We start from the raw sequence: 25,804 nt of genomic DNA, 5'->3' as shown, positions 1-25,804 counted from the left end.
TCTTGTTATCAATAAAATCGTGATATGATTTTTTGCGATACATTAACGTAATTAATTAGTTTTATTAACATTTTGCCCGCTGCGCGATCGAGCACCCCACGCCGTCAACACGGCAGCCGATCGGCCATACGCACAAGCGACAGCCGTTGCCGGAGAATCGAGAACATGTCCGCCAGCTACAGAATTTTTGATATCACCTTGAAAAGCAAAACGCTGATTTCATCTTCGCTGGTGCGCTGCGTGTTTGAAGGTGCGGATATTCATCGGATGAAGCTCGAAGCGCCGGACCAGCGCATCAAACTGTTGTTCCCGGCGGCGGACGGCAAGATCCCGCAGTTGGTCAACAGCTCGGACTGGTACGGCGATTACATGGCGATCCCCAAAGAACAGCGTCCGGTGATGCGCACCTATACGTTGCGTGCGCTGCGCCGCGAGCAGAATCAGATGGACGTCGAGTTCGTGTTGCATGGCGTGAACGGCCCGGCTTCCGCCTGGGCGACCCATGCCGAACCCGGAGACACGATTCAAACGGTCGCCCCCAACGGTGACTTCGACGGCGACAGCGGCGGTTACGAATGGGCGCCGCCGGCGCAGTTGCAACAGGCGTTGCTGATCGCCGATGAGACGGCGGTGCCGGCGGCGATGGCGATTCTGGAACAGCTGGCGCAGCAGGCCAATCCGCCGCGGGTGCAGGCGTTTTTTGAGGTGCCGGTGGCGGGGGATTGCCTGGATTTGGCGCATTTCCCGTTCGCCGAGGTCTACTGGCTGCCGCGTGACGTCGGCCGCCAACTGGCACACGGTACGCTGCTGGTGGAAGCGGTGCGCCAGCGGGTGGATATCCCCGCATCGGCGTGCGCACAGGCGCAGTCACTGGCGGAAAGCAGCCTGAGCGATGAGGTGCTGTGGGAGCGGGCGGCCGGCAGCAACGCTTTTTATGCCTGGGTGGCGGCCGAATCTTCTGCGGTGAAAACGCTGCGGCGTTACCTGATTGGCGAACGCGATCTGGATCGCTCCACCGTCAACTTCATGGCCTATTGGTGCTGAACGAGCCGTCCTTTTCCGGCATCGGCGCGGAGTCTTTATCTCTCTGCCGAAGATCGACGCGCTAATCGCCGGCTGGGATCGCGTTTAATCAGTCGAGACGCAGAAAGCTGTCGGCATCGCGCCAGGCCGGGAAGGCGCTGCGGTAGCTCTGCAGGGTTTCCAGCGACAGCTCGGCGTCCAGGCGCGTGGCCGCGCCGGGTTCCGCATCCGCCAGGATCTCGCCCTGAGGGCTGATGATTAAGCTGTCTCCGCTGTAGCTCAGTCCGTTAGGATCTTCGCCCACCCGGTTGCAGCCCGCCACATACACCTGATTTTCAATCGCCCGCGCCGCCAGCAGCGTTTGCCAATGGCGGCTGCGCGGCGCCGGCCAGTTGGCGACGTACAGCGCCAGATCGTAATCCTGCTGATAGCGCGCCCAGACCGGGAAACGCAGGTCGTAGCAGATCTGCGGCAGGATGCGCCAGCCGCGCCACTCGAAGATTTCACGCCGGTTGCCGGCCTGGTAATGCAGGTGTTCGCCGGCCATGCGGAACAGGTGGCGTTTATCATAGGCATGCACCTGGCCGCCCGGCTCTACCAGCAGGAAGCGGTTGACCGCGCCTTCGGGCGTTTTCAGCGCCACGCTGCCGCCGATTAACGCGTGGCTTTTCACCGCCCAACCGCGCAGCCAGTCGATCACCTGCTGTTCGGGCAGGGCGCTCTCGCCGGCATCCATGGCAAAACCGGTGGTGAACATTTCCGGCAAAACGATGAGATCGCGCCCGGCGATCGGCGCCAGCAACGCGTCGAAGGCGGCCAGGTTAGCGAGGCCGTCGCGCCAGACCAGAGGTTGCTGCAACAGGGTAATTTTTAAAGTCGACATAACCGCTCCGCAGCTGCATCCAGCGTGGCGTCCTGTTTAGCGAAGCACAGCCGGATCAATTTATGGGGGAAAGGATCGGCACAGAAGACCGACAGCGGAATGGCCGCCACGCCCACGTGCTCGGTTAACCAATGGCAGAACGCCACATCGTCCAGATCGGAGATGGCGCTGTAGTCCGCCAGCAAGAAGTATGTACCCGCGCAGGGTAAAATTTCCAGTCGGCTGCGCGCCAGCGCCTGCACAAAGCGATCGCGCTTGGCGCGATAGAACGCCGGCAACTGCCGCCAGTGCTCCGGCTCGGCACGCAGGCTATCCGCTAGCGCCAGCTGCGCCGGGGTGTTGACCGAAAAGGTCAGGTATTGATGCACCTTGCGCACCTCGGCGCTCAGCGCGGCGGGCGCCACGCAGTAACCCACTTTCCAGCCGGTCATGTGGAAGGTTTTACCGAAGGAGGACACCGCGATCGCCCGTTGGCGCAGCTGCGGGTGGGCCAACACGCTGGCGTGGCCGCCTTTGGCGAAGCAGATGTGTTCGTAGACTTCGTCGCTGAGCACGTAGATTTCGCGTTCTGCAATGGCGTGCCACAGCTGCTGCATATCTTCCGCCTCCCAGGCGGTGGCGGACGGGTTGTGCGGCGTGTTGACGATCACCAGGCGGGTGCGCGACGACAGCGCGGCGGCGAACCGTTGCCAATCCACGGCAAACGCGGGCGGCTGCAGGGCGAGGCGTTTGAGTACGCCGCCGGCCAGCGTCACCGCCGGCGCATAGCTATCGTAGCTGGGATCGAAGCAGACCACCTCATCGCCGGGGCGCACCAGCGCGCTGATGGCGGCGAACAGCGCTTCGGTGGCGCCGGCGGTGACGGTCACTTCAGCAGCGGCGTCCGGCTGCCAGCCATACAGCTCGGCGGTTTTGTCGGCGATGGCTTCGCGCAGCGGCGCCACCCCGGTCATCGGCGCATATTGGTTGGCGCCCTGGGCGACGTGCCAGGCCAAGCGTTCTTTCAGGTAGTCCGGCCCGTCGAAATCAGGGAAGCCCTGAGACAGGTTGATCGCCTGATGCTGCTGCGCTAGCGCGCTCATTTGGGTAAAGATGGTGGTGCCCAGGGCAGGCAGTTTACTTTCGGGAATCAATGCGGAAGTGCTCATAGCAGGTGAATACTCCAGGCGCTTATATTGCCGTCAATATAACACGATGCTAGTATTTGGCAATCAAGACGCTTAGATGGCTAAATGCGAAAAAGTGCTTAGCCCGCCACGCGGCAGGCAAAGTTTCCTCTGCCGGCCGCCTTACCGAACGGGAAATGATAATAATGACGGATAATCCGCAATTTACCGCATTGCTGGCGGCCTGCCACTGGATTGGCGACAAAGGCTGGTGCCCGGCGACCGGCGGCAACATGTCGCTGCGCCTCGACGAACGTCAGTGCCTGGTCACCGAGTCCGGCAAAGACAAGGGCAGCCTGAGCGCCGCCGATTTTCTGCGGGTGGATATCGCCGACAATCATGTGCCGAGCGGCCGCACGCCGTCGGCGGAGACCGGGCTGCATACGCTGCTCTACCGCCTGTCTGCGCACATCGGCGCGGTGCTGCATACCCATTCCGTCAACGCTACCGTACTGTCGCGGGTGGAACGCGGCGATGCGCTGGTGCTGCAGGGATACGAAATGCAGAAGTCGCTGGCCGGCCAGCGCAGCCACCTGGACAGTGTGGCGATCCCCATTTTTGATAACGATCAGGATATCCCCCGGTTGGCGGCGCGTGTGGCGGCCTATGCCGAGGCCACGCCACTGCAGTACGGTTTTCTGGTGCGCGGCCACGGTCTCTATTGCTGGGGAAGCCAGGTAGCGGAAGCCCGCCGCCATCTCGAAGGGCTGGAATTCCTGTTCCAGTGTGAACTGCAACGCCGCTTACTGGAGGCGAAATGATCCGCGCTATCGTGACCGATATTGAAGGCACCACCAGCGATATTCGCTTTGTGCATCAGGTACTGTTTCCCTATGCCCGCGAACGGCTGGCGGATTTTGTGCGCCACCATGCCGCTGAGAGCGAAGTCGCCGCGCCGCTGGCGGCGCTGCGCGCTGAAATTGACCAGCCGCAGGCAGATCTCGACGCGCTGATCGCCGCCCTGTACCGCTTTATGGATGAAGATCGCAAATCCACCGCGCTCAAGGCGCTGCAGGGCATCATCTGGCGCAGCGGCTATCGCGAGGGCGACTTCCGCGGGCATCTGTACCCGGAAGTCGCCGGGCAGTTGGCCGCCTGGCAGCGGCAGGGAGTGAAGCTTTACGTCTATTCCTCCGGTTCGGTGGAAGCGCAGAAGCTGCTGTTCGGCCACAGCGACGCGGGCGATCTGCAGCCGCTGTTCAGCGGCTATTTCGATACGCACGTCGGCGCCAAGCGTGAAACCGCGTCGTACCGCAACATCGCGCAGGCTATCGGCATCGCGCCCGACGAACTGCTGTTCCTGTCCGATATTCACCAGGAGCTGGACGCCGCGCAGGCCGCCGGCTGGCATACCTGCCAGCTGATCCGCGATGAGGCGGACGAGCAAAGCCGGCATCCGCAGGTTAACCGTTTTGATCGTATCGATTTAGGGGAGTTCGTCTCATGAGTGGATTGACCATTTTCAGCGATAAAGCGCCGCAGCAGCCGCTGTGGCAGAGCCGCGACGCGCAGGAGATCCAGCGCCAGCTGGCGCAAATCGGCGTGCGCTTTGAGCGCTGGCAGGCGGATCGCGAGCTGGGCGACAACCCGCAGCCGGAGGCAGTGATCGCCGCCTACCAGCATGAGATCGACCGGCTGGTGGCGGAAAAGGGCTACCAGAGTTGGGACGTGATCAGCATGCGGCCGGACCACGAGCAGCGTCAGGCGCTGCGCGAAAAATTCCTGTCCGAACACACGCACGGCGAGGATGAAGTGCGCTTTTTCGTTGAAGGGGCGGGGCTGTTTTGCCTGCATCTGGACGGCAAGATCTTCCAGATCCTGTGCGAAAAGAACGATCTGATCTCGGTGCCGGCCAACACCCGTCACTGGTTCGATATGGGCTCGGCGCCGCACTTTACCGCGATCCGGGTATTTGACAACCCGGAAGGCTGGGTGGCGCATTTCACCGGCGACACGATCGCCGATGCCTATCCGCGTTTGGACTGATCGTCAACCGGCGGGCGTTACCCCAGCGCCCGCTGGAAAATCCCCGCTTCAACCTGTTGCGGCGTGATCACGCCGCTGTCGAACACCCACCCGCTGATAAGCTTCGCCGGCGTGACATCGAACGCCGGATTGTACACCGGTGCCTCGTTCGGCGCCCACTGGCAGGCGCCGAAGCTGCCTGAAACGCCGGTGACTTCGGCCGCCGCGCGTTGCTCGATCGGGATGGCGGCGCCGTCCGGACAGTGCGGATCGTGGGTGGTGTGCGGGGCGGCCACGTAGAACGGGATGCCGTGATAGTGCGCCAGCACCGCCAGGCTGTAGGTGCCAATCTTGTTGGCGACGTCGCCGTTGGCGGCGATGCGATCCGCGCCGACCCACACCGCATCGACCTGGCCCTGCGCCATCAGGCTGGCGGCCATCGAATCGCAGATCAGACGATAGGGAATGCCCAGCTCGCCCAGTTCCCAGGCGGTCAGACGACCGCCCTGCAGCAGCGGCCGGGTTTCATCGACCCACACCTGTTGCACTTTGCCCTGCTGGTGGGCGCGCAGCAGCACCCCGATGGCGGTGCCGACGCCGGCGGTGGCCAACCCGCCGGTATTGCAGTGGGTCAGCAGGCGGCTGCCGGGCTTGACCAGCCCAGCGCCGTGATCGGCGATGCGATCGCACAGCCGGCGATCTTCCTCCACCAGCCGCAGCGCTTCGTTCACCATCGCCGGCGCCCAGTCAGGCTCCGCCAGCGCCAGCTTCATGCGATCCAGATTGTTCATCAGGTTAACCGCCGTCGGGCGCGCGGCGCGCAGCGTGTGCAGCGCCTGTTCCAGCTCGGCGCGCGGCAGACCGCGTTCCGCCAGCAGCGCCAACAGCAGGCTGGCGGACAGCCCGATCAGCGGCGCGCCGCGCACCCGCAGGCTGTGAATGTGCCCGACCAACTCCTCCACGCTGTCGCAGGCGCGCCACCGCTTTTCCTGCGGCAGGGCTTGCTGATCGAGGATCCAAAGGCGGTTGTCCCGCAGGGACAAACTGGTGGTGTTAAGCGCTTGCATCGGCGGTTAATTCCTTGTTGCGAGGTTATTGCATCTGAAACGCTATTCTGCCAACATGACTTCCAGATGTATAGACGTCCAAATGCTTTTACGTCTAAATAATCAGAGTCGCTGGGTCAGTAAGAGAGAACAGAGGGGTTGGGGAATGTCGCTTTATCGTACGTTTACGGCTGCCGATGCCGTTGAATACGCCCGCCAATACGGGCAGGTGGCCGAACCGCAGGCGCTGGTGAGCGCCGACGAGATCGGTGACGGCAACCTGAATCTGGTGTTCAAGATCCGCGATCGCGAAGGCGTGAGCCGGGTGATCGTCAAACAGGCGCTGCCCTACGTGCGCTGTGTGGGCGAATCCTGGCCGCTGACGTTGGATCGGGCGCGCATCGAAGCGGAAACGCTGCTGATCCACGGCGGTTTCTGCCCAAGGCATACGGTAAAAGTCTTGCATCACGATCCCGAATTGGCGGTGATGGTGCAGGAAGATCTCTCCGATCATCGCATCTGGCGCAGTGAACTGGTGCAGGGGAACTATCACCCGCTGGCGGCCGGGCAGCTGGCGGAATACCTGGCGCAGACGCTGTTCCACACCTCCGATTTTTATCAGTCGGCGCAGCAGAAGAAGGCGGAAGTCAGCCGTTTCACCAACCCCGAGCTGTGCCAGATCACCGAAGATCTGTTCTTTACCGACCCCTATATCGACCATGAGCGTAATCAGTTCGAGGCGGCGCTGTTGCCGCAGGTGCGGGCGCTGCGTGAGGATGCGCCGCTGAAGCTGGCGGTCGCCGGCCTGAAACATCGTTTCCTCAGCAAAGCGGAGGCGTTGTTGCACGGGGATATCCACAGCGGTTCAATTTTCGTGGCGGAAGGGCGATTGAAAGCGATCGACGCTGAATTCGGTTTCTACGGCCCGATCGGTTTCGATGTCGGCACTGCGTTAGGCAACCTGCTGCTCAACTATTGTGGTCAGCCGGGGCTGTTCGGGCCGCGCGACGCCGCCGCCGGGCGCGAGCAGCGCCTGCAGGATGTGCGCGAGCTGTGGCTGATTTTCGCCGATCGCTTCCTGGCGCTGTGCCATCAGCAAAGCCGCGATGCGGCGCTGGCGACGCCGGGTTACGCCGAGCAATTCCTGCAGCAGGTCTGGGCTGACGCAGTAGGGTACTGCGGTACCGAACTGATCCGGCGCACCATCGGCCTGGCGCACGTCGCCGATCTGGACAGCATCGCCGACGCCGACATGCGCCTCGACTGTCAGCGTCACGCCCTGGGATTGGGGCGCACGCTGATCGTCAATGCGCCGCAGATCGAGCATATCGATGCGCTGTTGGCGCGCATTCGCCAGCAGGGCTGAAAAGGCGGGTGCTCGTGGATCCTGCCTGACACCATCAGCCAACGGGCGGGGCGAACCCCGCCGTTGGGTTGCCTTACCGTTCGGATTCGTAAGCCAAAGTGGCCGCAACCTCCGAGTCTCCCAGCCTGATGCGCAGTTCGCACAGTGAACCGCGGGTTAGCCAGATGAACGCGATCAGCGTCATACAGACGATCACCAGCTTAAGCACGACCCGTTTTTGCTGCATTTTTGACCTCCCTATCCTTGCCTTGCGGCGGGTAAGAGGCTAACCTGATGTTGCTAGGCATCAGAGTGGCCTCGGGTTGATAATATCGACTCGGGGCCTTTCTCTTTCTCTCCTTTGCCAAGGCTCCGGACAGAAAGATCCAGAGCACCCGCTGCGCAGTCTACTCGAACTTCCTTCCCGTGAAATCTGCCGTTGCGCCAACCTGCGGCGCGGTGCGCAGTTTGTGGTGCAAGAAAAGAAAAAGGGGCGATGATGATCGCCCCTTAGATGCGTGGAGTGGGAATTGGCGTTAAGCCGCTTCGGTCTGCTGTTGGCGCTTAGACTGCGCCGCCGGCTTTTCCGGCTTGGCGGCCGCCAGCGCATCCGGTGCAAAGTCGTCCACGTTGATGGAGCGCAGACGGCTCTCTTCGGCTTTCACCAGGATCTTCGCTTCGTCGGCGCTGATCTTGCCTTCTTCCAGCGCGCGTTCCGCCAAACGATCCAGACGGGTGAACGGCAGGTTTTTGCCGGCTGCCTTGCACAGACGTTCGTGAATCGGCTCGGCGGCCATCACGTCGGCCAGCGCCGCTTCCAGCAGGCCGATTGGGTTATGTTCGCTCGGCGTCAGGTACTGGCCGCGCCCCAGGCGGCTGCGGGTGGCGGAAGGCACCTGCAGGATCTTGGCCAACTGGTGATCCAGACGATCGGACGGTGCGGTATGCACACGGCCGAGCGGGAAGACCACGAAGCGCATCGCGCCGGCGATAAAGCGGTTCGGGAAGTTGCGCAGCAGGTCATCCAGCGCCTGTTCGGCCTTATGCAGGCTGTCTTGCACGCCCCAATGCACCAGCGGCAGATCTTCTTTCTGACGGCCTTCGTCGTCAAAGCGTTTCAGCACGGCGGAAGCCAAATACATCTGGCTGAGGATATCCCCCAGGCGAGCAGAGATACGCTCACGGCGCTTCAGGCTACCGCCCAGCACGCCCATGGAAACGTCCGACAGCAGCGCCAGGTTGGCGCTCAGGCGGTTCAGCTGCTGATAGTAGCGACGGGTCGCGTCCTTGGTCGGCGTGGCGCTGGTGCGGCCGTTGGTCAGGCCCAGCCAGAAGCTGCGTACCTTGTTGCTGCCGACGTGGCCCAGGTGGCCGAACAGCGATTTATCGAAGGCGTTCAGATCGTTGCTCTGCGCCGCCGCCATTTCATCCAGCACATAAGGATGGCAGCGGATCGCGCCTTGACCGAAGATCATCATGGTACGGGTCAGAATGTTCGCGCCTTCCACCGTGATGGCAATCGGTGCGCCCTGATAGGCGCGAGCCAGGAAGTTGGATTCACCGAGCATGATGCCTTTACCGCCGGCGATGTCCATGGCGTCAACGATCGACTGCTGACCGCGGTGCGTGCAGTGGTATTTGACGATGGCCGACAGTACGGCCGGCTTCTCGCCCTGTACCAGCGCATAGGTGATCAGCGAAGCGGCGGCGTCCATCACATAGGTGTTGCCGGCGATGCGTGCCAACGGCTCTTCGATCCCCTCCATCTTGCCGATGGAGATCTTGAACTGACGGCGAATGTGCGCGTAGGCGCCGGTCGCCAGGGCGATGGATTTCAGGCTGCCGGTAGAGTTGGACGGCAGGGTGATGCCGCGGCCGACCGACAGGCACTCAACCAGCATGCGCCAGCCCTGGCCGGCCATTTTCGGCCCGCCGATGATGTAATCGATCGGCACGAACACGTCGGTGCCGCGGGTTGGGCCGTTCTGGAACGGCACGTTCAGCGGGAAGTGACGGTTGCCGATTTCCACGCCCGGCGTGCTGGTTGGGATCAGCGCACAGGTGATGCCCGGGGATTCGTTGTCGCTCAGCAGGCGATTCGGGTCATGCAGTTTGAATGCCAAACCCAGCACGGTGGCGACCGGCGCCAGCGTGATGTAGCGCTTGTTCCAGGTCAGGCGCATGCCCAGCACCTGCTTGCCTTGCCATTCGCCCATGCACACGGTGCCCACGTCCGGGATCGCGCCGGCATCGGAACCCGCTTCCGGGCTGGTCAGCGCGAAGCAAGGAATTTCGTCACCGCGCGCCAGGCCCGGCAGATAGTGGTTTTTCTGTTCTTCGGTACCGTAGTGCTGCAGCAGTTCGCCCGGGCCGAGGGAGTTTGGCACGCCGACGGTGATCGCCAGGATGCCGGAAACGCCGGCCAGTTTTTGCAGCACCATCGCCTGAGCGTAAGGTGAGAATTCCAGACCGCCGTACTCTTTCTTGATGATCATCGCGAAGAAACGGTGTTCTTTCAGGTACGCCCAGAGTTCAGGCGGCAGATCGGCCAGTTCGTGGGTGATCTGGAAGTCGTTGGCCATGCGGCAGGCTTCTTCCACCGGGCCGTCGATAAACGCCTGCTCTTCTTCCGTTAGGCGCGGTTTCGGGTAGCTGTGCAGCTTGTTCCAGTCCGGCGCGCCGCGGAACAGATCGCCTTCCCACCAGGTGGTACCGGCGTCGATCGCTTCCTTCTCGGTGGTGGACATCGGCGGCATCACCTTGCGGAAGGCGCGCAGCGCCGGCGCGGAGAGCAGGGAACGGCGTACAGAGGAAAGGTTCAGCGGCAGCAGCACGATCGCCAGCGGCAGCAACAGCCAGAAGCTCCACAGGCCGATAGCACCCATGGCGGCAGTGTACGCCACCAGGATCAGGCTGCTGAGGGTAAGGTTCACTCGGTGGTAGAACACCACGCCGAGGAGAGCCAGGAAAACGACGATACTAAGAACCATCATAAGAAGCTCCGAAGTAGTAAGAGGTCTGACCTGTTGTGTGTATGTAATAGGTTTTAGTACAAGGCAGAATTTTTATCAATGCGTTTACAGTTTAATTACAACTCAGGTCACAAACTGACAGCACCAATCATCAAAAACCTCTCCGCTTCCTTAACTGGCGCGCTGTTTGGCTGAGAATGCTTCTCGCTGTTTCCGCGATCCGGTACACTGCGAAGCGGAAGATTTGACGATAACAAGAGGTTCCTCATGTACCACGACCTTATTCGCAGTGAACTGAACGAAGCAGCTGATACCCTGGCGAAATTTATCAATGATGACGCCAACATCGACGCCATCCAACGTGCGGCGGTGCTGCTGGCGGATTCCTTCAAAGCCGGCGGTAAAGTGATTTCCTGCGGCAACGGCGGTTCCCATTGCGACGCGATGCACTTCGCCGAAGAGCTGACCGGCCGCTACCGTGAAAACCGCCCGGGCTACCCGGCAATTGCCATCTCGGACGTGAGCCACCTGTCCTGCGTCAGCAACGACTTCGGCTATGAGTATGTGTTCTCGCGCTATGTGGAAGCGGTGGGCCGCGAAGGCGACGTGCTGCTGGGCATTTCTACTTCCGGCAACTCCGGCAACATCATCAAGGCCATCGACGCGGCGCGTGCCAAGGGGATGAAAGTGATCACCCTGACCGGCAAGGACGGCGGCAAGATGGCGGGTTCCGCCGATGTGGAAATTCGCGTGCCGCACTTCGGCTACGCCGACCGCATTCAGGAAATCCACATCAAAGCGATTCACATCTTGATTCAGCTGATCGAAAAAGAGATGGTTAAGGCTTGATAGCCTTCGGGGAGCTGCGGCTCCCCATGAATAAGACGGCGGACGCCGCATGGTGCGTCCGCACAGCCTGTGTCAGTGTGGTTAAGGAGTGCTGGCGATGTGTGAACTGCTCGGGATGAGCGCAAACGTACCGACCGATATCTGCTTCAGCTTTACCGGCCTGGTACAGCGCGGCGGCCGCACCGGGCCGCATAAGGATGGCTGGGGCATTACCTTCTATGAAGGGAACGGCTGCCGCACATTCAAGGATCCGCAGCCGAGCTTCAACTCGCCGATCGCCCGCCTGGTGCAGGACTATCCGATCAAGTCCTGCGCGGTGGTGTCCCATATTCGCCAGGCCAACCGCGGCGAAGTGGCGCTGGAAAACACCCATCCGTTCACCCGTGAACTGTGGGGCCGCAACTGGACCTACGCGCACAACGGCCAATTAAAAGGCTATCGTCAGCTGGATACCGGCACGTTCCGCCCGGTCGGCCAGACCGACAGCGAATACGCGTTCTGCTGGCTGCTGCATCAGCTGGCGCTGAAATACCCGCGCACCCCGAGCCAATGGCCGGCGGTCTTCCGCTATATCGGCCTGTTGGCGAACCAGCTGCGCAAGAAAGGGGTGTTCAACATGCTGTTGTCGGACGGGCGCTTCGTGATGGCCTATTGCTCCACCAACCTGTATTGGATCACGCGCCGCGCGCCGTTCGGTAAGGCGACGTTACTGGATCAGGATGTGGAGATCGATTTTCAGCAGCAGACCACACCGAACGATGTGGTCACGGTGATCGCCACCCAACCGCTGACCGCCAACGAAACCTGGCACAAGATTGAGCCAGGCGAGTTCGCGTTATTTCACTTCGGTGAGCGGCTTGTTCTGAGCGAAGGGATTGGTGTTGGGCGTCGGGCTGGCTGACGCGTACTGCGTCATCTGGCCGCTGCTCATCAACGGTTGACCCAGCACATACTGGCCGTTGTCTACGGTCATCATCGGCGGCTGGTGGTTCTTCGCGAAGTAATCGTAACCCGGCTTCAGCTGGCGCCAGAAGGCGATATAGCTGGATGACGCATGGCGCTTGAGGTTTTGCTCGGTCATGCGGAACGGATAAATGCTGATATCGACGCGGCTTTGGCCATAGGCAAAAGCAGCTTCGACGTAGCGATAGATCTCATCCATATAGGTGTTGGTCATCGCGTAACAGCCGATCGATTTACATTCGCCGTGGATCATCAGATAAGCGCCGGAATAGCCCTGCGATTTATCGTAATCGTTAGGGAAACCGATATTGATCGCCCGATAATACTTGCTGTCGGGTTTCAGATGGCGTGCGTCAACGCTATAAAAGCCTTCCGGACTTTTAAAGTCGCCTTCACGACGTTTAGGACCCAGCCCGCCGGAGAAATTACAGATCGGGAACGTGTTGACCAGGCGGAATTCATTGCCCATTTTGGCATACAATTCCAGCTTGCGTTCCTCTTTGAAGATCTGAATATAGACCGGCGAACCCAATAATTGCTGTTTAACTACCGGCGCTTCGGGTACCTGCTCGCTGGCGCTGCAGGCCGTGATCATCGGCATAGAAACAAGCATCGCAAACAACAGCGCGATTTTGCTCATTATTATTCCTGCTTATATTTATCTGCCGGCGCAATTGAGGTTGGCCAGCATGCCACTGATTATTGTTTTTACTGCTGCAAAACACCGCCAGATTACCAGCGCGTTTATTTTTAGCAATACGTGATATGTATAAAAAAACGACAAAGCTCGATAAAAGTGAAATGACCGGCAGATTTTAACGATAAGTAGTGAAAAACAGGCGAAATTTAATTGCGTTTGCTTGACCCAAGTCACGACGGAACGCAGAACAATGTTGCGAACAATGTTAATATTCTCTCTTCAATTTAACGCACTGTGGCGATTGAAGCGGCAAGAGTTATTGCATATAACCCGGCCGTTTTGATGGTTATTTGGCTACAGGCCGTTAACACATCGACTGTCGCGCAAACAACGGAAAAGGGGAATCAAGGGAATGCGCGTTACCCCGTATTTTCACTGCGAGAAAGTTCATGTTGGGCGTGCCGCCGTGCGCACTGCCCGGCAATCCTGGCATCGTCAGCACCCGCCTCTGGGGCCGGGCAGACGTGTAAACCCAACTACATCGTATAAATCCTATGATTAAGATCAGAAAAGGGTTAGATCTGCCGATAGCCGGGGCTCCGGTTCAGGCGATCCAAGATGGCCCGAATATTCAGCATGTCGCCCTGCTTGGGGAAGAGTATGTCGGAATGCGTCCCTCCATGCTGGTGCAGGAAGGCGATACCGTTAAGAAAGGCCAGGCGTTGTTCGAAGATAAGAAAAACCCCGGGGTTTTCTTCACGGCTCCCGCCAGCGGCCGCATCGCTGCGATTAACCGCGGCGAGCGGCGCGTATTGCAATCGGTGGTGATTGCGCTGGAAAACGGCGGCGACGATCAGCTCGAGTTCGCGCACTACCCGCTGGGGGAATTGGCCCAGTTGCCGCGCGAACAGGTCGAGAGCGAACTGATCGCCAGCGGCCTGTGGACCGCGCTGCGCACCCGCCCATTCAGCAAAACGCCGAGCCCCGGCAGCGAACCGCGCGCCATTTTCGTCACCGCGATGGATACCCAGCCGTTGGCCGCCGATCCGCAGGTGATCATCGCCGAGCAGCAGGCGGCGTTCAACGCCGGGCTGGTGGTCTTGGCGCGTCTGACGGCGGGCAAGGTACACGTATGCCACGCCGCCGGCGCCTCCGTTGGCCAGCAGAGCGGCCCGCAGATCGCCTACAGCGAATTTGCCGGCCCGCATCCCGCCGGGCTGGTGGGCACCCACATTCACTTCCTTGAACCGGTCAGCCTGAAGAAAATCGTTTGGCACATCGGCTACCAGGACGTCATCGCCATCGGCACGCTGTTCACCACCGGTAAGCTCGATACCCGCCGGGTCGTGGCGCTGGCCGGGCCGCAGGTGGCGCAGCCGGCGCTGCTGCGCACCCGCCTGGGGGCCAGCCTCGAGGAACTGACCGCCGGCCGCCTGAAAGACGGCGAGAACCGGGTGATCTCCGGTTCGGTGCTGAACGGCATGCACGCCGCCGGGCCGAACGCCTGGCTCGGTCGTTTCCACTCGCAGGTGTCGGTGCTGGAAGAAGGGCGCGACAAAGAGCTGTTCGGCTGGATCGTGCCTTCGCCGAACAAGTTCTCCATTACCCGCACCACGCTGGGCCACTTCCTGAAGAACAAACTGTTCGCCTTCTCGACCACCACTAACGGCGGCGAGCGCGCCATGGTACCGATCGGTAACTACGAGCGGGTGATGCCGCTGGATATTTTGCCGACGCTGCTGCTGCGCGATCTGCTGGCGGGCGACAGCGACAGCGCGCAGGCGCTGGGCTGCCTGGAGTTGGACGAGGAAGATCTGGCGCTGTGCACCTTCGTTTGCCCCGGCAAGTATGAGTACGCGCCGGTGCTGCGCGAGGTGCTGACCAAGATTGAGCAGGAAGGATAACCCGATGGGCCTGAAGAATTATTTTGAGAAGATAGAGCATCACTTCACGCCGGGCGGCAAACTGGAAAAGTGGTATCCGCTGTATGAAGCGACCACCACGGTGTTTTACACCCCCGGCACGGTGACGCGCGGCGCTTCGCACGTGCGTGACGCCATCGATTTGAAACGCATGATGATCCTGGTGTGGCTGGCGGTGTTCCCGGCGATGTTCTGGGGCATGTACAACGTCGGCCAGCAGGCGATCCCGGCGCTGCACCATCTGTACAGCGGCGACGCGCTGCAACAGGTGCTGGCGGGCGACTGGCATTATCGTCTGGCGCAGTGGCTAGGCGCCTCGCTGGCGGCCGACGCCGGCTGGGTCAGTAAGATGGTGCTGGGCGCCTGTTACTTCCTGCCGATATACGCCGTGGTGTTTGTCGTCGGCGGCTTCTGGGAAGTGCTGTTCGCCATTATCCGTAAGCATGAGGTTAACGAAGGCTTCTTCGTCACTTCAATCCTGTTTGCGCTGATCGTGCCGCCGACCCTGCCGCTGTGGCAGGCCGCGCTGGGCATCACCTTCGGCGTGGTGGTGGCCAAAGAGATCTTCGGCGGCACCGGGCGCAACTTCCTCAACCCGGCGTTGGCCGGCCGCGCCTTCCTGTTCTTCGCCTATCCGGCGCAGATCTCCGGCGATCTGGTGTGGACCTCTGCGGACGGTTTCTCCGGTGCGACGCCGTTGGCGCAGTGGAGCGCTGGCGGGGCGCACAGCCTGAGCAACGTGGCCACCGGCCAGTCCATCAGCTGGCTGGACGCCTTCCTCGGCAACATTCCCGGCTCCATCGGTGAAGTCTCCACGCTGATGATCCTGATCGGCGGGGCGATAATCCTGTTCGGCCGCGTGGCCTCCTGGCGCATCGTCGCCGGCGTAATGCTCGGCATGGTGGCTTCCGCCCTGTTGTTCAACGCCATCGGTTCGGACACCAACCCGATGTTCGCCATGCCGTGGTACTGGCATCTGGTGCTGGGCGGCTTCGCCTTCGGCATGATCTTTATGGCGACCGACCCGGTTTCCGCCTCCTTCACCAACAAGGGGAAATGGTGGTACGGCATTCTGATCGGCGTGATGTGCGTGCTGATCCGGGTGGTCAACCCCGCCTATCCGGAAGGCATGATGCTGGCGATCCTGTTCGCCAACCTGTTCGCACCGCTGTTCGATTACCTGGTGGTGCAGGCCAACATCAAGCGGAGAAAAGCCCGTGGCGAATGAAGCGAAAAACGACGGCATCGGTAAAACGCTGCTGGTAGTGCTGCTGCTGTGTCTGGTGTGTTCAGTGGTGGTGGCGGGCTCCGCCGTCGGCCTGAAGTCCAAACAGCAGGAGCAAAAGCTGCTCGATAAGCAGCGCAATATTCTCGACGTAGCCGGCCTGTTGCAGCCGAAAATGGAGAGCGAGCAGGTCAAGCGTCTGTACAGCGAGCGCATCGAACCGCGCCTGGTGGATCTGAACAGCGGCGAGTTTGTCGCCGGCAAGGCGGCGGCGTTCGATCTGGGCGCCGCGCTGCGCGACGACGCCAAAAGCGTGGCGTTGCCCGCGGGCGACGATCCGGCCGGCATCAAGCGCCGCAGCAACCAGGCGGAAATCTACCTGGTGCGCGACGAAAGCGGCCAGGTGAACAAGCTTGTGCTGCCGGTATACGGCACCGGCCTGTGGTCGATGATGTACGCCTTCGTGGCGCTGGATAACGACGGCAATACGGTCAAGGGCATCACCTACTACGACCAGGGGGAAACCCCAGGGCTGGGCGGTGAGGTCGAGAATCCGTCCTGGCGCCAGCAGTGGGTCGGTAAGCAGCTGTTCGACGACAACGGCCAGCCGGCGATCCGCGTGGTGAAAGGCGGCGCACGTCAGGGGGATGTGCACGGAGTGGACGGCCTATCCGGCGCCACGCTGACCTCCAACGGCGTGCAGCATACGTTTGATTTCTGGTTGGGCGAGCACGGCTTCGGCCCGTTCCTGAAAAAAGTTCATGAAGGAGCGCTGAAAAATGGCTGATTCCAAAGAGATAAAGCGGGTCCTGCTGGGGCCGCTGTTCGACAATAACCCGATCGCCCTGCAGGTGTTGGGCGTCTGTTCTGCGTTGGCGGTGACCACCAAGCTGGAGACGGCGGTGGTGATGACCATTGCGGTGACGCTGGTGACCGCGTTCTCCAGCTTCTTCATCTCGCTGATCCGTCACCATATTCCCAACAGCGTGCGCATCATCGTGCAGATGGCGATCATCGCCTCGCTGGTGATCGTGGTCGATCAGCTGCTGCGTGCTTATGCGTTCGAGATCTCCAAACAGCTGTCGGTGTTCGTCGGCCTTATCATCACCAACTGCATCGTGATGGGGCGCGCCGAGGCTTACGCCATGAAGTCGCCGCCGATCGAGAGCTTTATGGACGGCATCGGCAACGGGCTGGGCTACGGGGTGATCCTGGTGCTGGTCGGTTTCCTGCGCGAGCTGATCGGCTCCGGCAAGCTGTTCGGCGTCCCGGTGCTGGAAACGGTGCAGAACGGCGGTTGGTACCAGCCGAACGGCCTGTTCCTGCTGGCGCCGAGCGCGTTCTTCATCATCGGCCTGCTGATCTGGGTGCTGCGCACCCTGAAGCCGGCGCAGATCGAAAAGGAGTAAAGGCCGATGGAACACTATATCAGCCTGTTTGTGCGCGCGGTGTTCGTCGAGAACATGGCGCTGGCGTTCTTCCTCGGGATGTGTACCTTCCTGGCGGTGTCGAAGAAGGTCTCGACCGCCTTTGGCCTGGGCATCGCGGTGACCATCGTGCTCGGCATTTCGGTGCCGGTGAACAACCTGGTCTACAACCTGATCCTGCGCGACGGCGCGCTGGTGGAAGGCGTCGATCTGAGCTTCCTCAACTTCATCACCTTCATCGGCGTGATCGCGGCGCTGGTACAGATTTTGGAGATGATCCTCGATCGCTTCTTCCCGTCGCTGTATAACGCGCTCGGCATCTTCCTGCCGCTCATCACCGTGAACTGCGCCATCTTCGGCGGCGTGTCCTTCATGGTGCAGCGCGACTATAACTTCGCAGAATCGGTGGTGTACGGCTTTGGTTCCGGCACCGGCTGGATGCTGGCGATCGTCGCCATGGCGGGGATCCGCGAAAAACTCAAGTATGCCAACGTGCCGGCAGGGCTGCGCGGCCTGGGCATTACCTTTATCACCACCGGACTGATGGCGCTGGGCTTCATGTCCTTCTCCGGTGTTCAGTTGTAAAGGCGGGAAGAATTTATGGAAATTATTTTAGGCGTAGCCATGTTCACCACCATCGTGATGGTGCTGGTGTTGCTGATCCTGTTCGCCAAATCGAAGCTGGTGAATACCGGCGACATCGCGGTGGAGATCAACGGCGATCTGGATAAGAGCTTCCATGCGCCGGCGGGCGACAAGCTGCTCAACGTGCTCTCCAGCCAGGGGATCTTCGTCTCCTCGGCCTGCGGCGGCGGCGGTTCCTGCGGCCAGTGCCGGGTGGTGATCAAAGAGGGCGGCGGCGATATCCTGCCGACCGAGCTTTCGCACATCAACAAGCGCGAAGCGAAAGAAGGGTGCCGCCTGGCGTGCCAGGTGAACGTGAAGCAGAACCTGAAGATCGAGCTGCCGGAAGAGATCTTCGGCGTGAAGAAATGGGAGTGCGAGGTTATCTCCAACGATAACAAAGCCACCTTTATCAAAGAGCTGAAGCTGAAGATCCCCGATGGCGAGGACGTGCCGTTCCGCGCGGGCGGCTTTATCCAGATCGAAGCACCGGCGCACGACATCAGCTACGCCGACTTCGACGTGCCGCAGGAGTATCGCGGCGACTGGGACAAGTTCAACCTGTTCCGCTACCGCTCGACGGTGAACGACACCACGGTGCGCGCCTACTCGATGGCCAACTACCCGGAAGAGAAGGGCATCATCATGCTCAACGTGCGTATCGCCACGCCGCCGCCGAACAATCCGGACGTGCCGCCGGGCATCATGTCTTCCTATATCTGGTCGCTGAAAGCCGGTGATAAGGTGACCATCTCCGGGCCGTTCGGCGAGTTCTTCGCCAAGGACACCGACGCCGAAATGATCTTCATCGGCGGCGGCGCGGGCATGGCGCCGATGCGTTCGCACATCTTCGACCAGCTCAAGCGCCTGAACTCGAAGCGCAAGATCACCTTCTGGTACGGCGCGCGTTCGCTGCGCGAGATGTTCTATGAAGACGACTTCAACCAGCTGCAGGCGGAGAACGAAAACTTCACCTGGCACGTGGCGCTGTCGGATCCGCAGCCGGAAGATAACTGGACCGGTTACACCGGCTTTATCCATAATGTTCTGCTGGAGAACTACCTGAGGAACCACCCGGCGCCGGAGGACTGCGAGTTTTACATGTGCGGGCCGCCGATGATGAACGCCGCGGTGATCAAGATGCTCAAAGATCTGGGCGTCGAAGACGAAAACATCATGCTGGATGACTTTGGTGGCTAAATGCGCGCATTGGCGATGAAAAACTGGCTGACGGGCGTGGCGCTGAGCGCCACCCTGCTGCTGACCGGCTGTGGGCCGGAACAGGTGGACCTGACGGGTAAAACCATGGGCACCTCGTATTCGATCCGTTACGTGACCGGTGACGATACGCCGTCGGCGCGCGAGATGCAGGCGGAGATCGACAAACGGCTGGAGCAGGTGAACGACCAGATGTCCACCTACCGGCCGGACTCCGAGCTGAGCCGCTTCAACGCCAGCCGCGACATTGACCGGCCGTTCCCGGTTTCGCCGGCCACCGCCGAGGTGGTGCGCGAAGCGCTTCGCATCAACCGCGTCACCGACGGTGCGCTGGACGTGACCGTCGGGCCGCTGGTCAACCTGTGGGGCTTCGGCCCGGAAGGGCGGCCGGATAAAGTGCCGAGCGAGGCGGAGCTGGCGCACCGTCGCGCCTGGACCGGGGCCGATAAGCTGTCGGTGCAGGGCAACGCGCTGGTGAAAAACATCCCCGAGCTGTATGTCGATCTGTCGTCGATCGCCAAAGGGTATGGCGTGGACGTGGTGGCGGAATATCTGCAGTCCCGGCATGTGAAGAACTACATGGTGGATATCGGCGGCGAGGTGCGCACGCGCGGGCATAACGGCGAGCAAAAGCCGTGGCGCATCGCCATCGAGCGCCCGACCGCCGGTACGCAACAGCAGGCGCAGCTGGTGATCCAGCCGGGGGAGATGTCGATCGCTACCTCGGGTGACTATCGCAACTACTTCGAGCAGGACGGGGTGCGCTATTCGCACACCATCGATCCGGTCACCGGCCGACCCATTCACCACCGTTTGGTGTCGATCACCGTGCTGAGCCCGACCTGCATGACCGCCGACGGCCTGTCCACCGGCCTGAACGTGATGGGGCCGGAGCGCGGCCTGGCGCTGGCCAACCTGCTCGGTATCCCGGTGTTCATGATTGTGAAAACCGCCGACGGGTTTGAGGAGCGTTACTCAGACGCGTTCAAGCCCTATCTGAAAAAGCGTTCGTGAGGTTGCTATGTTGACGGTATTCGCCGCTACTTTCGTGTTGTTTCTGCTGATCGTCGGCGGGATGTCGCTGGGCTATGTGTTCAAACGCAAAAGCCTGCAGGGCAGCTGCGGCGGCATCACCGCGCTGGGCATGGAGAAAGTCTGCGACTGCCCGGAGCCGTGCGATGCGCGCAAAAAGCGCGAAGCCAAAGCGGCGCAGCGGCGCGAGCAGTTGGACAAGCACCGCATTCTTTAGCTGTAGCGCAAACCCGGCCTTGGCCGGGTTTTTTATTTGGGGGAGTTATTTGATTTTGAATAGGCCAGATTACCGAGTGCACCGCCCATGAAACAGCACAACATCAGGCCAATCGCCAGCAACTTGAAGTTAGCCGACATCTGATCCTCGCCCTCAACGTGGCCAATAATCCAGTCTGAGAGAAAGGGAAAAGCCATGAGCATGAGGCCAATACCTATTATCGCACCGACAATAATTGCTGCTATCCGTTTCATATCACCTGCCAGAACCAGACTTCTTTTGATTTAAAGAAATCGCTAAAACGCCCATCGTAATCTTTAATTTTGCTCAGGATTAAATCGTAAGGTTGATACATCTCTCATTTTAGAATCATTCGGATCTTCCTGATAGTTCTCAGCAGGTTAGTCTGTTGACTCGATTGGTTAAAATATCGTCTCATTAGGTTTATTTTGGATTTAGGGAGTTCCAGGATGGGACAACAACAAGAAGGGATAAAACGGGTGTTAACGGTGGGTGAAATTAATTTGGCCCGTTCCGTGTTTGGCAGGTCAGTTTTCTATGAGAAAGTGTTTGTTCACTGCGATAGCTATCTGCCGTTTGGGCTGCAAGCCAGCAGAACGGCGATGGCACCCAACGGAGAAGTCTGGTTTAGACAAGCCTTATATAAGGCTGATTTTTCCACGGCCGCTGCAGGTTTCCAGCATGTATTTATCCACGAAATGAGCCATGTCTGGCAGCACCAAAAAGGTATGTGGGTGAGAACCCGAGGGTTATTGAGTTGGGCTGCTGAATACAAATATCGACTCGATGGTAAACAGCTGTTGCATAACTACTCCATGGAACAGCAAGCTTCTATCATCGCTGATTATTGGTTCCTGAAGAAGTATGGTTACACTATCTGGCTGGGTGCGATTAACAATGGCGTGAATTTTCAGGGCGTAACGGATAAAACGATCGCCAGAAAATACGAATATGCGCTTTCTCAGTTTCTTAAGCAGAGGTAACAGGATGAACCGCATTATTTTGGTTGGAACGCTAACTTTGTTGCTCGCCGGCTGCATGCACATGAACGATCCGAGGCCAAAAAACTACGCGGCCAACGTCACTGTCGTTGATAACCACGTTTGTGTGCGGGTTCAACCAGAAGGGGACGAGCGCTTGGCTGGCGTCATTATCGAAGAAATCGGCAACGCCAATGCTGTCTTCGGCAAGCACTTCGCGGATAACGAGATGCCTGCGCTCACCGCGGCTACGTGCATTCCCGACGATAACTATAAATTCGAAGGCGGGAAGTCTTACGGGGTATCGGTGACGCTGTTGTCGCGGGATAAACGAAGTAATGGTCTTGAGCCTGCCGCCCGGCTATTCGGCGCTGGGTTTAGTGTTCGCAATGAAAATAGCACCATCCAGGTGGTTCCTGCTCGCTAACGGATGTTGAAAGCCATACGGGCATAAGGCGGGTTTGTCGAACCGCCTTATGCCGTTAGCCGGGTTTTTTATTTCGCCTTGCGGAAGCTTTTCGCCTCGGCCGGTGAGTTGACCATCACGCCGTCAGCGCCCAGCGCCAGCGCCTGCTGATATTCCTGCGGCGAGTTGACGCCGAACAGGATAATGTGCGCCGGGCCCTGCGAGCGGAAACAGTCCATCGACTCTTTATCCCAGGTCAGAAACGCCTTCGAACGCCCTTCGCCGAGGGTATATTTCTCCACCACTTCCACCTCGCGCTTCAGCTCCAGCCCGTACCAGCGCGGCTGCCGGTTGTCCGGTTTGACGTCGCACTGGTGCGCCATGGTGACGTTGGCCAGCAGCGTGCGGGTTTCGTCGCGGCTTTCAAAGCGCGGGATGGCCGGCGGCAGCGCCTGCAGGTATTTGGCGTCGGTAGAGTAGACGCGGATGCGGTTCAGGCTGTCGGTGCTTTGCAACGTCGCCAGCAGCGTTTGGCCAAACTGCGCCGGATCGGCGTCCGGGGATTTGATGTCCAGATAAAAAGTGACGTGCGGAAACGCTTTAAGCACGTCGTCGAGCCGTGGAATGCCGATACCCTGGCCGCGGAACGGGTGTGCGTCACCCTTGGCGAAGGCCCAACCGGCGTCGGTCTCGGCCAGCTGCGCGGTGGTATAGGCAGAAACAGGACCCTGCCGGTTGGTCAGCGCTTTCAGGTCCGAGGGGCGATACAGCACGATGATGCCGTCTTTGGATTCTTGCAGGGTGATCCAGATGGCGTCGGCGCCGTTTTTCAGCGCGGTTTCGATGGCGATGCGAGTGTTTTCTGGCGCATCGGCGGTGCCGCCGCGATGGGCGACGATCGCCGGCGCATGACCGGCGGTGGCGCTGGCCGCCAGCGCGCTCAGCGACAGCGCGGAAGCCAGCAGCAAAGAAGAAAATCTGATCATGTAGGGTACCTTGTCGTTATCGTTGTGGTGAGCCGCACGGGATGGCGGAAATCATACTATTGAAAAATTAAGCTTTTTTAACAACGCGGAAATATCTGTCAGAAACGCCGCTTTCCTCGAGCTCTGCGGCCTTGAGCTTTCGGTATCTGACTGTATACTTATACAGTGTTACTGGAGGGTGCGATGCGTAAAATCATTCATGTCGATATGGACTGCTTCTTCGCAGCGGTGGAAATGCGCGACGATCCCAGCCTGCGCGATATCCCGCTGGCGATTGGCGGCAGCGCCGATCGCCGCGGGGTGATCAGCACCGCCAACTATCCGGCGCGGCGCTACGGCGTGCACAGCGCCATGTCCACGGCGATGGCGCTCAAGCTGTGCCCGCATCTCACCCTGCTGCCGGGGCGCATGGCGGCCTACAAAGAGGCCTCGCTGCACATCCGCGAAATCTTCGCCCGCTATACCCCGCTGATCGAGCCGCTGTCGCTCGATGAAGCCTATCTCGACGTGACCGACAGCCCGCAATGCAACGGTTCGGCGACGCTGATCGCCCAGGAGATCCGCCAAGCGATCGCCGACGAACTGAACCTCACCGCGTCGGCCGGCATCGCGCCAATCAAGTTTCTCGCCAAAATCGCCTCCGAGATGAACAAGCCGAACGGGCAATACGTGATCACGCCGGCGCAGGTGCCGGCGTTTTTGCAGCAGCTGCCGCTCAGCAAGATCCCCGGCGTTGGCAAGGTGACCGCCAAGCGGCTGGAGGAAGTGGGGCTTATCACCTGCGCCGACGTGCAGCAATACGATTTGGCGCAGCTGCTCAAGCGCTTCGGCAAGTTCGGCCGGGTGCTGTGGGAGCGCTGTCAGGGCATCGATCGGCGCGAAATCTCTCCTGAGCGGCTGCGCAAATCGGTGGGGGTGGAGCGCACGCTGGCGGAGGATATTCACGACTGGGAAGACTGCGAAACGCTGATTATCGACAAACTCTATCCTGAGCTGGAGATGCGGCTGCGCAAGGTGAAGCCGGATCTGCACATCGCCCGGCAGGGCGTGAAGCTGAAGTTTCAGGATTTTCAGCAAACCACCCAGGAGCACGTGTTCCCGGTGCTGAACCGGCAGGATTTGCTGGAGGTGGCGCGGCAGGCGTGGCGCGAGCGGCGCGAAGGGCGCGGCGTGCGGCTGGTGGGGTTGCATGTGACGCTGCTCGATCCGCAGCTGGAGCGGCAGCTGGCGCTGTCGTGGGAATAAAAAAGCCGGCGGTCGCCGGCTTTTTGCGTTAAGCGTGCAGATTACGCGCGCTCAGGGATTGCTTTCAGCAACGAGGTCAGCAGCTTCCAGTACAGGCCGACGCTTTCGATATGCACCTGCTCATCCGGCGAATGCGGGCCGGTGATGGTTGGCCCGATCGATACCATGTCCATGTTTGGATATGGCTTTTTGAACAGACCGCATTCCAGACCGGCGTGGATCACCATGATGTTCGGCGTCTTGTCGAACAGATCCTGATACAGCTCGCGCACCAGGTGCATCACCGGCGAGTCGGCGTCCGGCTGCCAGCCCGGGTAGCCGCCCTTCGGCGCCACTTTAGCGCCGGCCAGCTGGCCCAACGCGGTCAGCATCTCGACCACGTAGTCTTTGCCACTGTCGATCAGGGAGCGGATCAGGCAGATGATTTCCGCTTCGTTTTCGCTGGTGGTGACCACGCCGACGTTCAGCGAGGTTTCCACCACGCCTTTCACCGCGTCGCTCATGCGGATCACGCCGTTCGGCGTGCCGTTCAGCAGCGCCAGGAAGCGCTGCTGGCTGTCGGCGCTCAGCGCCAGCGAAGCGCTGGTGGTCGGCTCCAACAGCACGGTGATGTTCTTCTCTTTGGCGGAGAGTTCGTTCTGCAGCACGGCCAGGAACTCCTGGCTCAGCGCTTTCAGTGCGTCGGCCTTGTCCGCCGGCACCGCTACCACCGCGGAGGCTTCACGCGGGATGGCGTTGCGCAGGGTGCCGCCGTTCAGGTCCAGCACGCGCAGGTTCAGCGCCGCCGCATGGGCGAACAGGAAGCGCGCCAGCAGTTTGTTGGCGTTGCCCAGCCCGACGTGGATCTCGGCGCCGGAATGGCCGCCTTTCAGGCCCTTGAGGGTCAGCTTCAGGGTTTGGTAACCGGCCGGCACCGCTTCGCGCTGCAGCGGCAGGGTGGTGATGAAGTCGATACCGCCGGCGCAACCCATGTAGATTTCGCCTTCTTCTTCGGAATCGGTATTGATCAGGATATCCGCCTGCAGCCAGTTCGGCTGCAGCCCGAAGGCGCCGTCCATCCCCGCTTCTTCGGTCATGGTCAGCAGGACTTCCAGCGGGCCGTGCTCAACGCTGTCGTCGGCCAGCACCGCCAGGGCGGAGGCCATGCCGATGCCGTTGTCGGCGCCCAGCGTGGTGCCGCGCGCTTTCACCCACTCGCCGGCGATATAAGGCTGGATCGGATCCTTGGCGAAGTCGTGCACGGTGTCGTTATTCTTTTGCGGCACCATGTCCAGGTGCGCTTGCAGCGCCACCGGCTTGCGGTTTTCCATGCCTTTGGTGGCTGGTTTGCGCAGCAGGATATTGCCGACCTGATCACGCTCGGCGTGCAGGTTCTTTTCTTTGGCCCAGGTGAGGATGTGCTGCGCCAGCGCTTCTTCATGATAAGAAGGGTGCGGGATAGAACAGATCTTGGCGAAAATATCCCACAGCGGCTGTGGCGAAAGCTGAGACAATTCAGACACTATAAGTCTCCTGTGACGGCAGGCTCCGACAGGACGGGCATGCCGCGCGGTTAAGGTGAGCGGGTATCTGTGCGTCGTGGCACGATCGTCAGAGAATATCACTTTATTTCCGGCGGTGCGCCCCCCGTATTGTGCGGTTTAAGCGCT

At 60.4% G+C, this 25,804-nt stretch carries 27 protein-coding genes; 18 read left to right on the top strand and 9 right to left on the bottom strand.

Annotated elements, in window-relative coordinates; translation table 11 throughout:
- Nucleotides 1-165: 165 nt before the first annotated feature.
- Nucleotides 166-1,044, top strand: a complete 879-nt coding sequence (locus ACJ8J5_RS22175) for a siderophore-interacting protein (protein WP_043135506.1) — start codon at nt 166-168, stop codon at nt 1,042-1,044.
- A gap of 88 nt (nt 1,045-1,132) precedes the next feature.
- Here ACJ8J5_RS22175 and ACJ8J5_RS22170 read toward each other — a convergent pair whose 3' ends face one another.
- Nucleotides 1,133-1,906, bottom strand: a complete 774-nt coding sequence (locus ACJ8J5_RS22170; RefSeq protein ID WP_164068119.1) for an amidohydrolase — start codon at nt 1,904-1,906, stop codon at nt 1,133-1,135.
- Nucleotides 1,894-3,054 carry a pyridoxal phosphate-dependent aminotransferase gene (locus tag ACJ8J5_RS22165; protein WP_334274217.1) on the bottom strand — a complete coding sequence of 387 codons (1,161 nt, stop codon included), beginning with the start codon at nt 3,052-3,054 and terminating at the stop codon, nt 1,894-1,896. Before ACJ8J5_RS22165 ends, ACJ8J5_RS22170 begins: the two co-directional genes overlap by 13 nt.
- 164 nt (nt 3,055-3,218) lie before the next feature.
- Between ACJ8J5_RS22165 and ACJ8J5_RS22160 the strand changes: the two genes are divergently transcribed.
- The 3 genes from ACJ8J5_RS22160 to ACJ8J5_RS22150 are packed head-to-tail and all read left to right on the top strand — an operon-like array spanning nt 3,219 to nt 5,058.
- The gene (locus ACJ8J5_RS22160) at nt 3,219-3,833 is read left to right on the top strand and encodes a methylthioribulose 1-phosphate dehydratase (protein ID WP_025301659.1); all 615 of its coding nucleotides are present in this window, start codon (nt 3,219-3,221) and stop codon (nt 3,831-3,833) included.
- Nucleotides 3,830-4,519 (top strand): acireductone synthase, encoded by a 690-nt coding sequence (gene mtnC, locus ACJ8J5_RS22155; protein WP_197758386.1) that lies wholly within the window; start codon nt 3,830-3,832, stop codon nt 4,517-4,519. Before ACJ8J5_RS22160 ends, mtnC begins: the two co-directional genes overlap by 4 nt.
- Nucleotides 4,516-5,058: a 1,2-dihydroxy-3-keto-5-methylthiopentene dioxygenase gene (locus ACJ8J5_RS22150; protein WP_043135518.1), complete on the top strand. Its 543-nt coding sequence runs from the start codon at nt 4,516-4,518 to the stop codon at nt 5,056-5,058. The genes mtnC and ACJ8J5_RS22150 overlap by 4 nt, the downstream gene beginning before the upstream one ends.
- Before the next feature lie 17 nt (nt 5,059-5,075).
- Here the strand turns inward: ACJ8J5_RS22150 and mtnA are convergent, their stop codons facing one another.
- Complete coding sequence (mtnA, locus tag ACJ8J5_RS22145) at nt 5,076-6,104, bottom strand: S-methyl-5-thioribose-1-phosphate isomerase (protein ID WP_060432488.1); 1,029 nt, start codon at nt 6,102-6,104, stop codon at nt 5,076-5,078.
- A 145-nt stretch (nt 6,105-6,249) separates the two neighbouring features.
- Between mtnA and mtnK the strand changes: the two genes are divergently transcribed.
- Entirely contained in the window at nt 6,250-7,449 is a 1,200-nt protein-coding gene (gene mtnK / locus ACJ8J5_RS22140) for an S-methyl-5-thioribose kinase (protein WP_334274218.1), read from the top strand.
- A 73-nt stretch (nt 7,450-7,522) separates the two neighbouring features.
- Here the strand turns inward: mtnK and ACJ8J5_RS22135 are convergent, their stop codons facing one another.
- The gene (locus tag ACJ8J5_RS22135; RefSeq protein ID WP_004930217.1) at nt 7,523-7,675 is read right to left on the bottom strand and encodes a Hok/Gef family protein; all 153 of its coding nucleotides are present in this window, start codon (nt 7,673-7,675) and stop codon (nt 7,523-7,525) included.
- A 289-nt stretch (nt 7,676-7,964) separates the two neighbouring features.
- Nucleotides 7,965-10,421 carry an acyl-CoA dehydrogenase FadE gene (fadE, locus tag ACJ8J5_RS22130; RefSeq protein ID WP_334274219.1) on the bottom strand — a complete coding sequence of 819 codons (2,457 nt, stop codon included), beginning with the start codon at nt 10,419-10,421 and terminating at the stop codon, nt 7,965-7,967.
- 246 nt (nt 10,422-10,667) lie between these two features.
- On the opposite strand from fadE, the gene lpcA reads away from it, so the two are divergent.
- Nucleotides 10,668-11,249: a D-sedoheptulose 7-phosphate isomerase gene (lpcA, locus tag ACJ8J5_RS22125; RefSeq protein WP_004930220.1), complete on the top strand. Its 582-nt coding sequence runs from the start codon at nt 10,668-10,670 to the stop codon at nt 11,247-11,249.
- A 97-nt stretch (nt 11,250-11,346) separates the two neighbouring features.
- Nucleotides 11,347-12,150: a class II glutamine amidotransferase gene (locus ACJ8J5_RS22120; protein ID WP_025301665.1), complete on the top strand. Its 804-nt coding sequence runs from the start codon at nt 11,347-11,349 to the stop codon at nt 12,148-12,150.
- Here the strand turns inward: ACJ8J5_RS22120 and dpaA are convergent.
- Entirely contained in the window at nt 12,085-12,852 is a 768-nt protein-coding gene (gene dpaA / locus ACJ8J5_RS22115; protein WP_025301666.1) for a peptidoglycan meso-diaminopimelic acid protein amidase, read from the bottom strand. The genes ACJ8J5_RS22120 and dpaA overlap by 66 nt on opposite strands.
- Before the next feature lie 554 nt (nt 12,853-13,406).
- Between dpaA and ACJ8J5_RS22110 the strand changes: the two genes are divergently transcribed.
- Genes ACJ8J5_RS22110 through nqrM form a run of 8 tightly spaced genes read left to right on the top strand, consistent with a single transcriptional unit; the run spans nt 13,407 to nt 20,517 of the window.
- Nucleotides 13,407-14,756, top strand: a complete 1,350-nt coding sequence (locus ACJ8J5_RS22110; RefSeq protein ID WP_265536281.1) for a Na(+)-translocating NADH-quinone reductase subunit A — start codon at nt 13,407-13,409, stop codon at nt 14,754-14,756.
- Nucleotides 14,757-14,760: 4 nt separating this feature from the next.
- Nucleotides 14,761-16,002 (top strand): NADH:ubiquinone reductase (Na(+)-transporting) subunit B, encoded by a 1,242-nt coding sequence (locus tag ACJ8J5_RS22105; protein ID WP_016928991.1) that lies wholly within the window; start codon nt 14,761-14,763, stop codon nt 16,000-16,002.
- Nucleotides 15,992-16,786: a Na(+)-translocating NADH-quinone reductase subunit C gene (locus ACJ8J5_RS22100; protein WP_334274220.1), complete on the top strand. Its 795-nt coding sequence runs from the start codon at nt 15,992-15,994 to the stop codon at nt 16,784-16,786. The genes ACJ8J5_RS22105 and ACJ8J5_RS22100 overlap by 11 nt, the downstream gene beginning before the upstream one ends.
- Nucleotides 16,779-17,408 carry an NADH:ubiquinone reductase (Na(+)-transporting) subunit D gene (locus ACJ8J5_RS22095; RefSeq protein ID WP_004930232.1) on the top strand — a complete coding sequence of 210 codons (630 nt, stop codon included), beginning with the start codon at nt 16,779-16,781 and terminating at the stop codon, nt 17,406-17,408. The genes ACJ8J5_RS22100 and ACJ8J5_RS22095 overlap by 8 nt, the downstream gene beginning before the upstream one ends.
- Nucleotides 17,409-17,414: 6 nt before the next feature.
- Nucleotides 17,415-18,011 carry an NADH:ubiquinone reductase (Na(+)-transporting) subunit E gene (gene nqrE, locus ACJ8J5_RS22090; protein ID WP_004930235.1) on the top strand — a complete coding sequence of 199 codons (597 nt, stop codon included), beginning with the start codon at nt 17,415-17,417 and terminating at the stop codon, nt 18,009-18,011.
- A gap of 15 nt (nt 18,012-18,026) precedes the next feature.
- Nucleotides 18,027-19,250 carry an NADH:ubiquinone reductase (Na(+)-transporting) subunit F gene (gene nqrF / locus ACJ8J5_RS22085; protein WP_043135532.1) on the top strand — a complete coding sequence of 408 codons (1,224 nt, stop codon included), beginning with the start codon at nt 18,027-18,029 and terminating at the stop codon, nt 19,248-19,250.
- A complete protein-coding gene (locus tag ACJ8J5_RS22080) occupies nt 19,251-20,282 on the top strand; it encodes an FAD:protein FMN transferase (RefSeq protein ID WP_197811575.1) in 1,032 nt (343 codons plus the stop codon).
- Nucleotides 20,283-20,289: 7 nt separating this feature from the next.
- Entirely contained in the window at nt 20,290-20,517 is a 228-nt protein-coding gene (gene nqrM, locus ACJ8J5_RS22075) for a (Na+)-NQR maturation NqrM (protein WP_004930244.1), read from the top strand.
- A gap of 32 nt (nt 20,518-20,549) precedes the next feature.
- On the opposite strand, the gene ACJ8J5_RS22070 is transcribed toward nqrM, so the two are convergent.
- The gene (locus tag ACJ8J5_RS22070; RefSeq protein WP_197833134.1) at nt 20,550-20,771 is read right to left on the bottom strand and encodes a hypothetical protein; all 222 of its coding nucleotides are present in this window, start codon (nt 20,769-20,771) and stop codon (nt 20,550-20,552) included.
- 216 nt (nt 20,772-20,987) lie between these two features.
- Here ACJ8J5_RS22070 and ACJ8J5_RS22065 point away from each other — a divergent pair, with 216 nt between their 5' ends.
- Both ACJ8J5_RS22065 and ACJ8J5_RS22060 read left to right on the top strand, forming a co-directional pair.
- Nucleotides 20,988-21,521: a type IV secretion protein Rhs gene (locus ACJ8J5_RS22065; protein ID WP_206196042.1), complete on the top strand. Its 534-nt coding sequence runs from the start codon at nt 20,988-20,990 to the stop codon at nt 21,519-21,521.
- A 4-nt stretch (nt 21,522-21,525) separates the two neighbouring features.
- Entirely contained in the window at nt 21,526-21,945 is a 420-nt protein-coding gene (locus ACJ8J5_RS22060; protein WP_197833132.1) for a putative T6SS immunity periplasmic lipoprotein, read from the top strand.
- Nucleotides 21,946-22,013: 68 nt separating this feature from the next.
- On the opposite strand, the gene ACJ8J5_RS22055 is transcribed toward ACJ8J5_RS22060, so the two are convergent.
- A complete protein-coding gene (locus ACJ8J5_RS22055) occupies nt 22,014-22,910 on the bottom strand; it encodes a glycerophosphodiester phosphodiesterase family protein (RefSeq protein WP_414104849.1) in 897 nt (298 codons plus the stop codon).
- A gap of 183 nt (nt 22,911-23,093) precedes the next feature.
- On the opposite strand from ACJ8J5_RS22055, the gene dinB reads away from it, so the two are divergent.
- Complete coding sequence (dinB, locus tag ACJ8J5_RS22050) at nt 23,094-24,155, top strand: DNA polymerase IV (RefSeq protein ID WP_025301672.1); 1,062 nt, start codon at nt 23,094-23,096, stop codon at nt 24,153-24,155.
- 41 nt (nt 24,156-24,196) lie between these two features.
- Here dinB and pepD read toward each other — a convergent pair whose 3' ends face one another.
- On the bottom strand, nt 24,197-25,657 hold the full coding sequence (gene pepD / locus ACJ8J5_RS22045; RefSeq protein WP_049206247.1) for a beta-Ala-His dipeptidase: 1,461 nt from the start codon (nt 25,655-25,657) through the stop codon (nt 24,197-24,199).
- Nucleotides 25,658-25,804 lie beyond the last annotated feature (147 nt).

The organism is Serratia sp. CY43202, from assembly GCF_052168755.1.
Taxonomy (GTDB): domain Bacteria; phylum Pseudomonadota; class Gammaproteobacteria; order Enterobacterales; family Enterobacteriaceae; genus Serratia; species Serratia bockelmannii.
The sequence above is the reverse complement of the archived record's forward strand: the minus strand, read 5'-3'. Positions and strand labels throughout refer to the sequence as shown.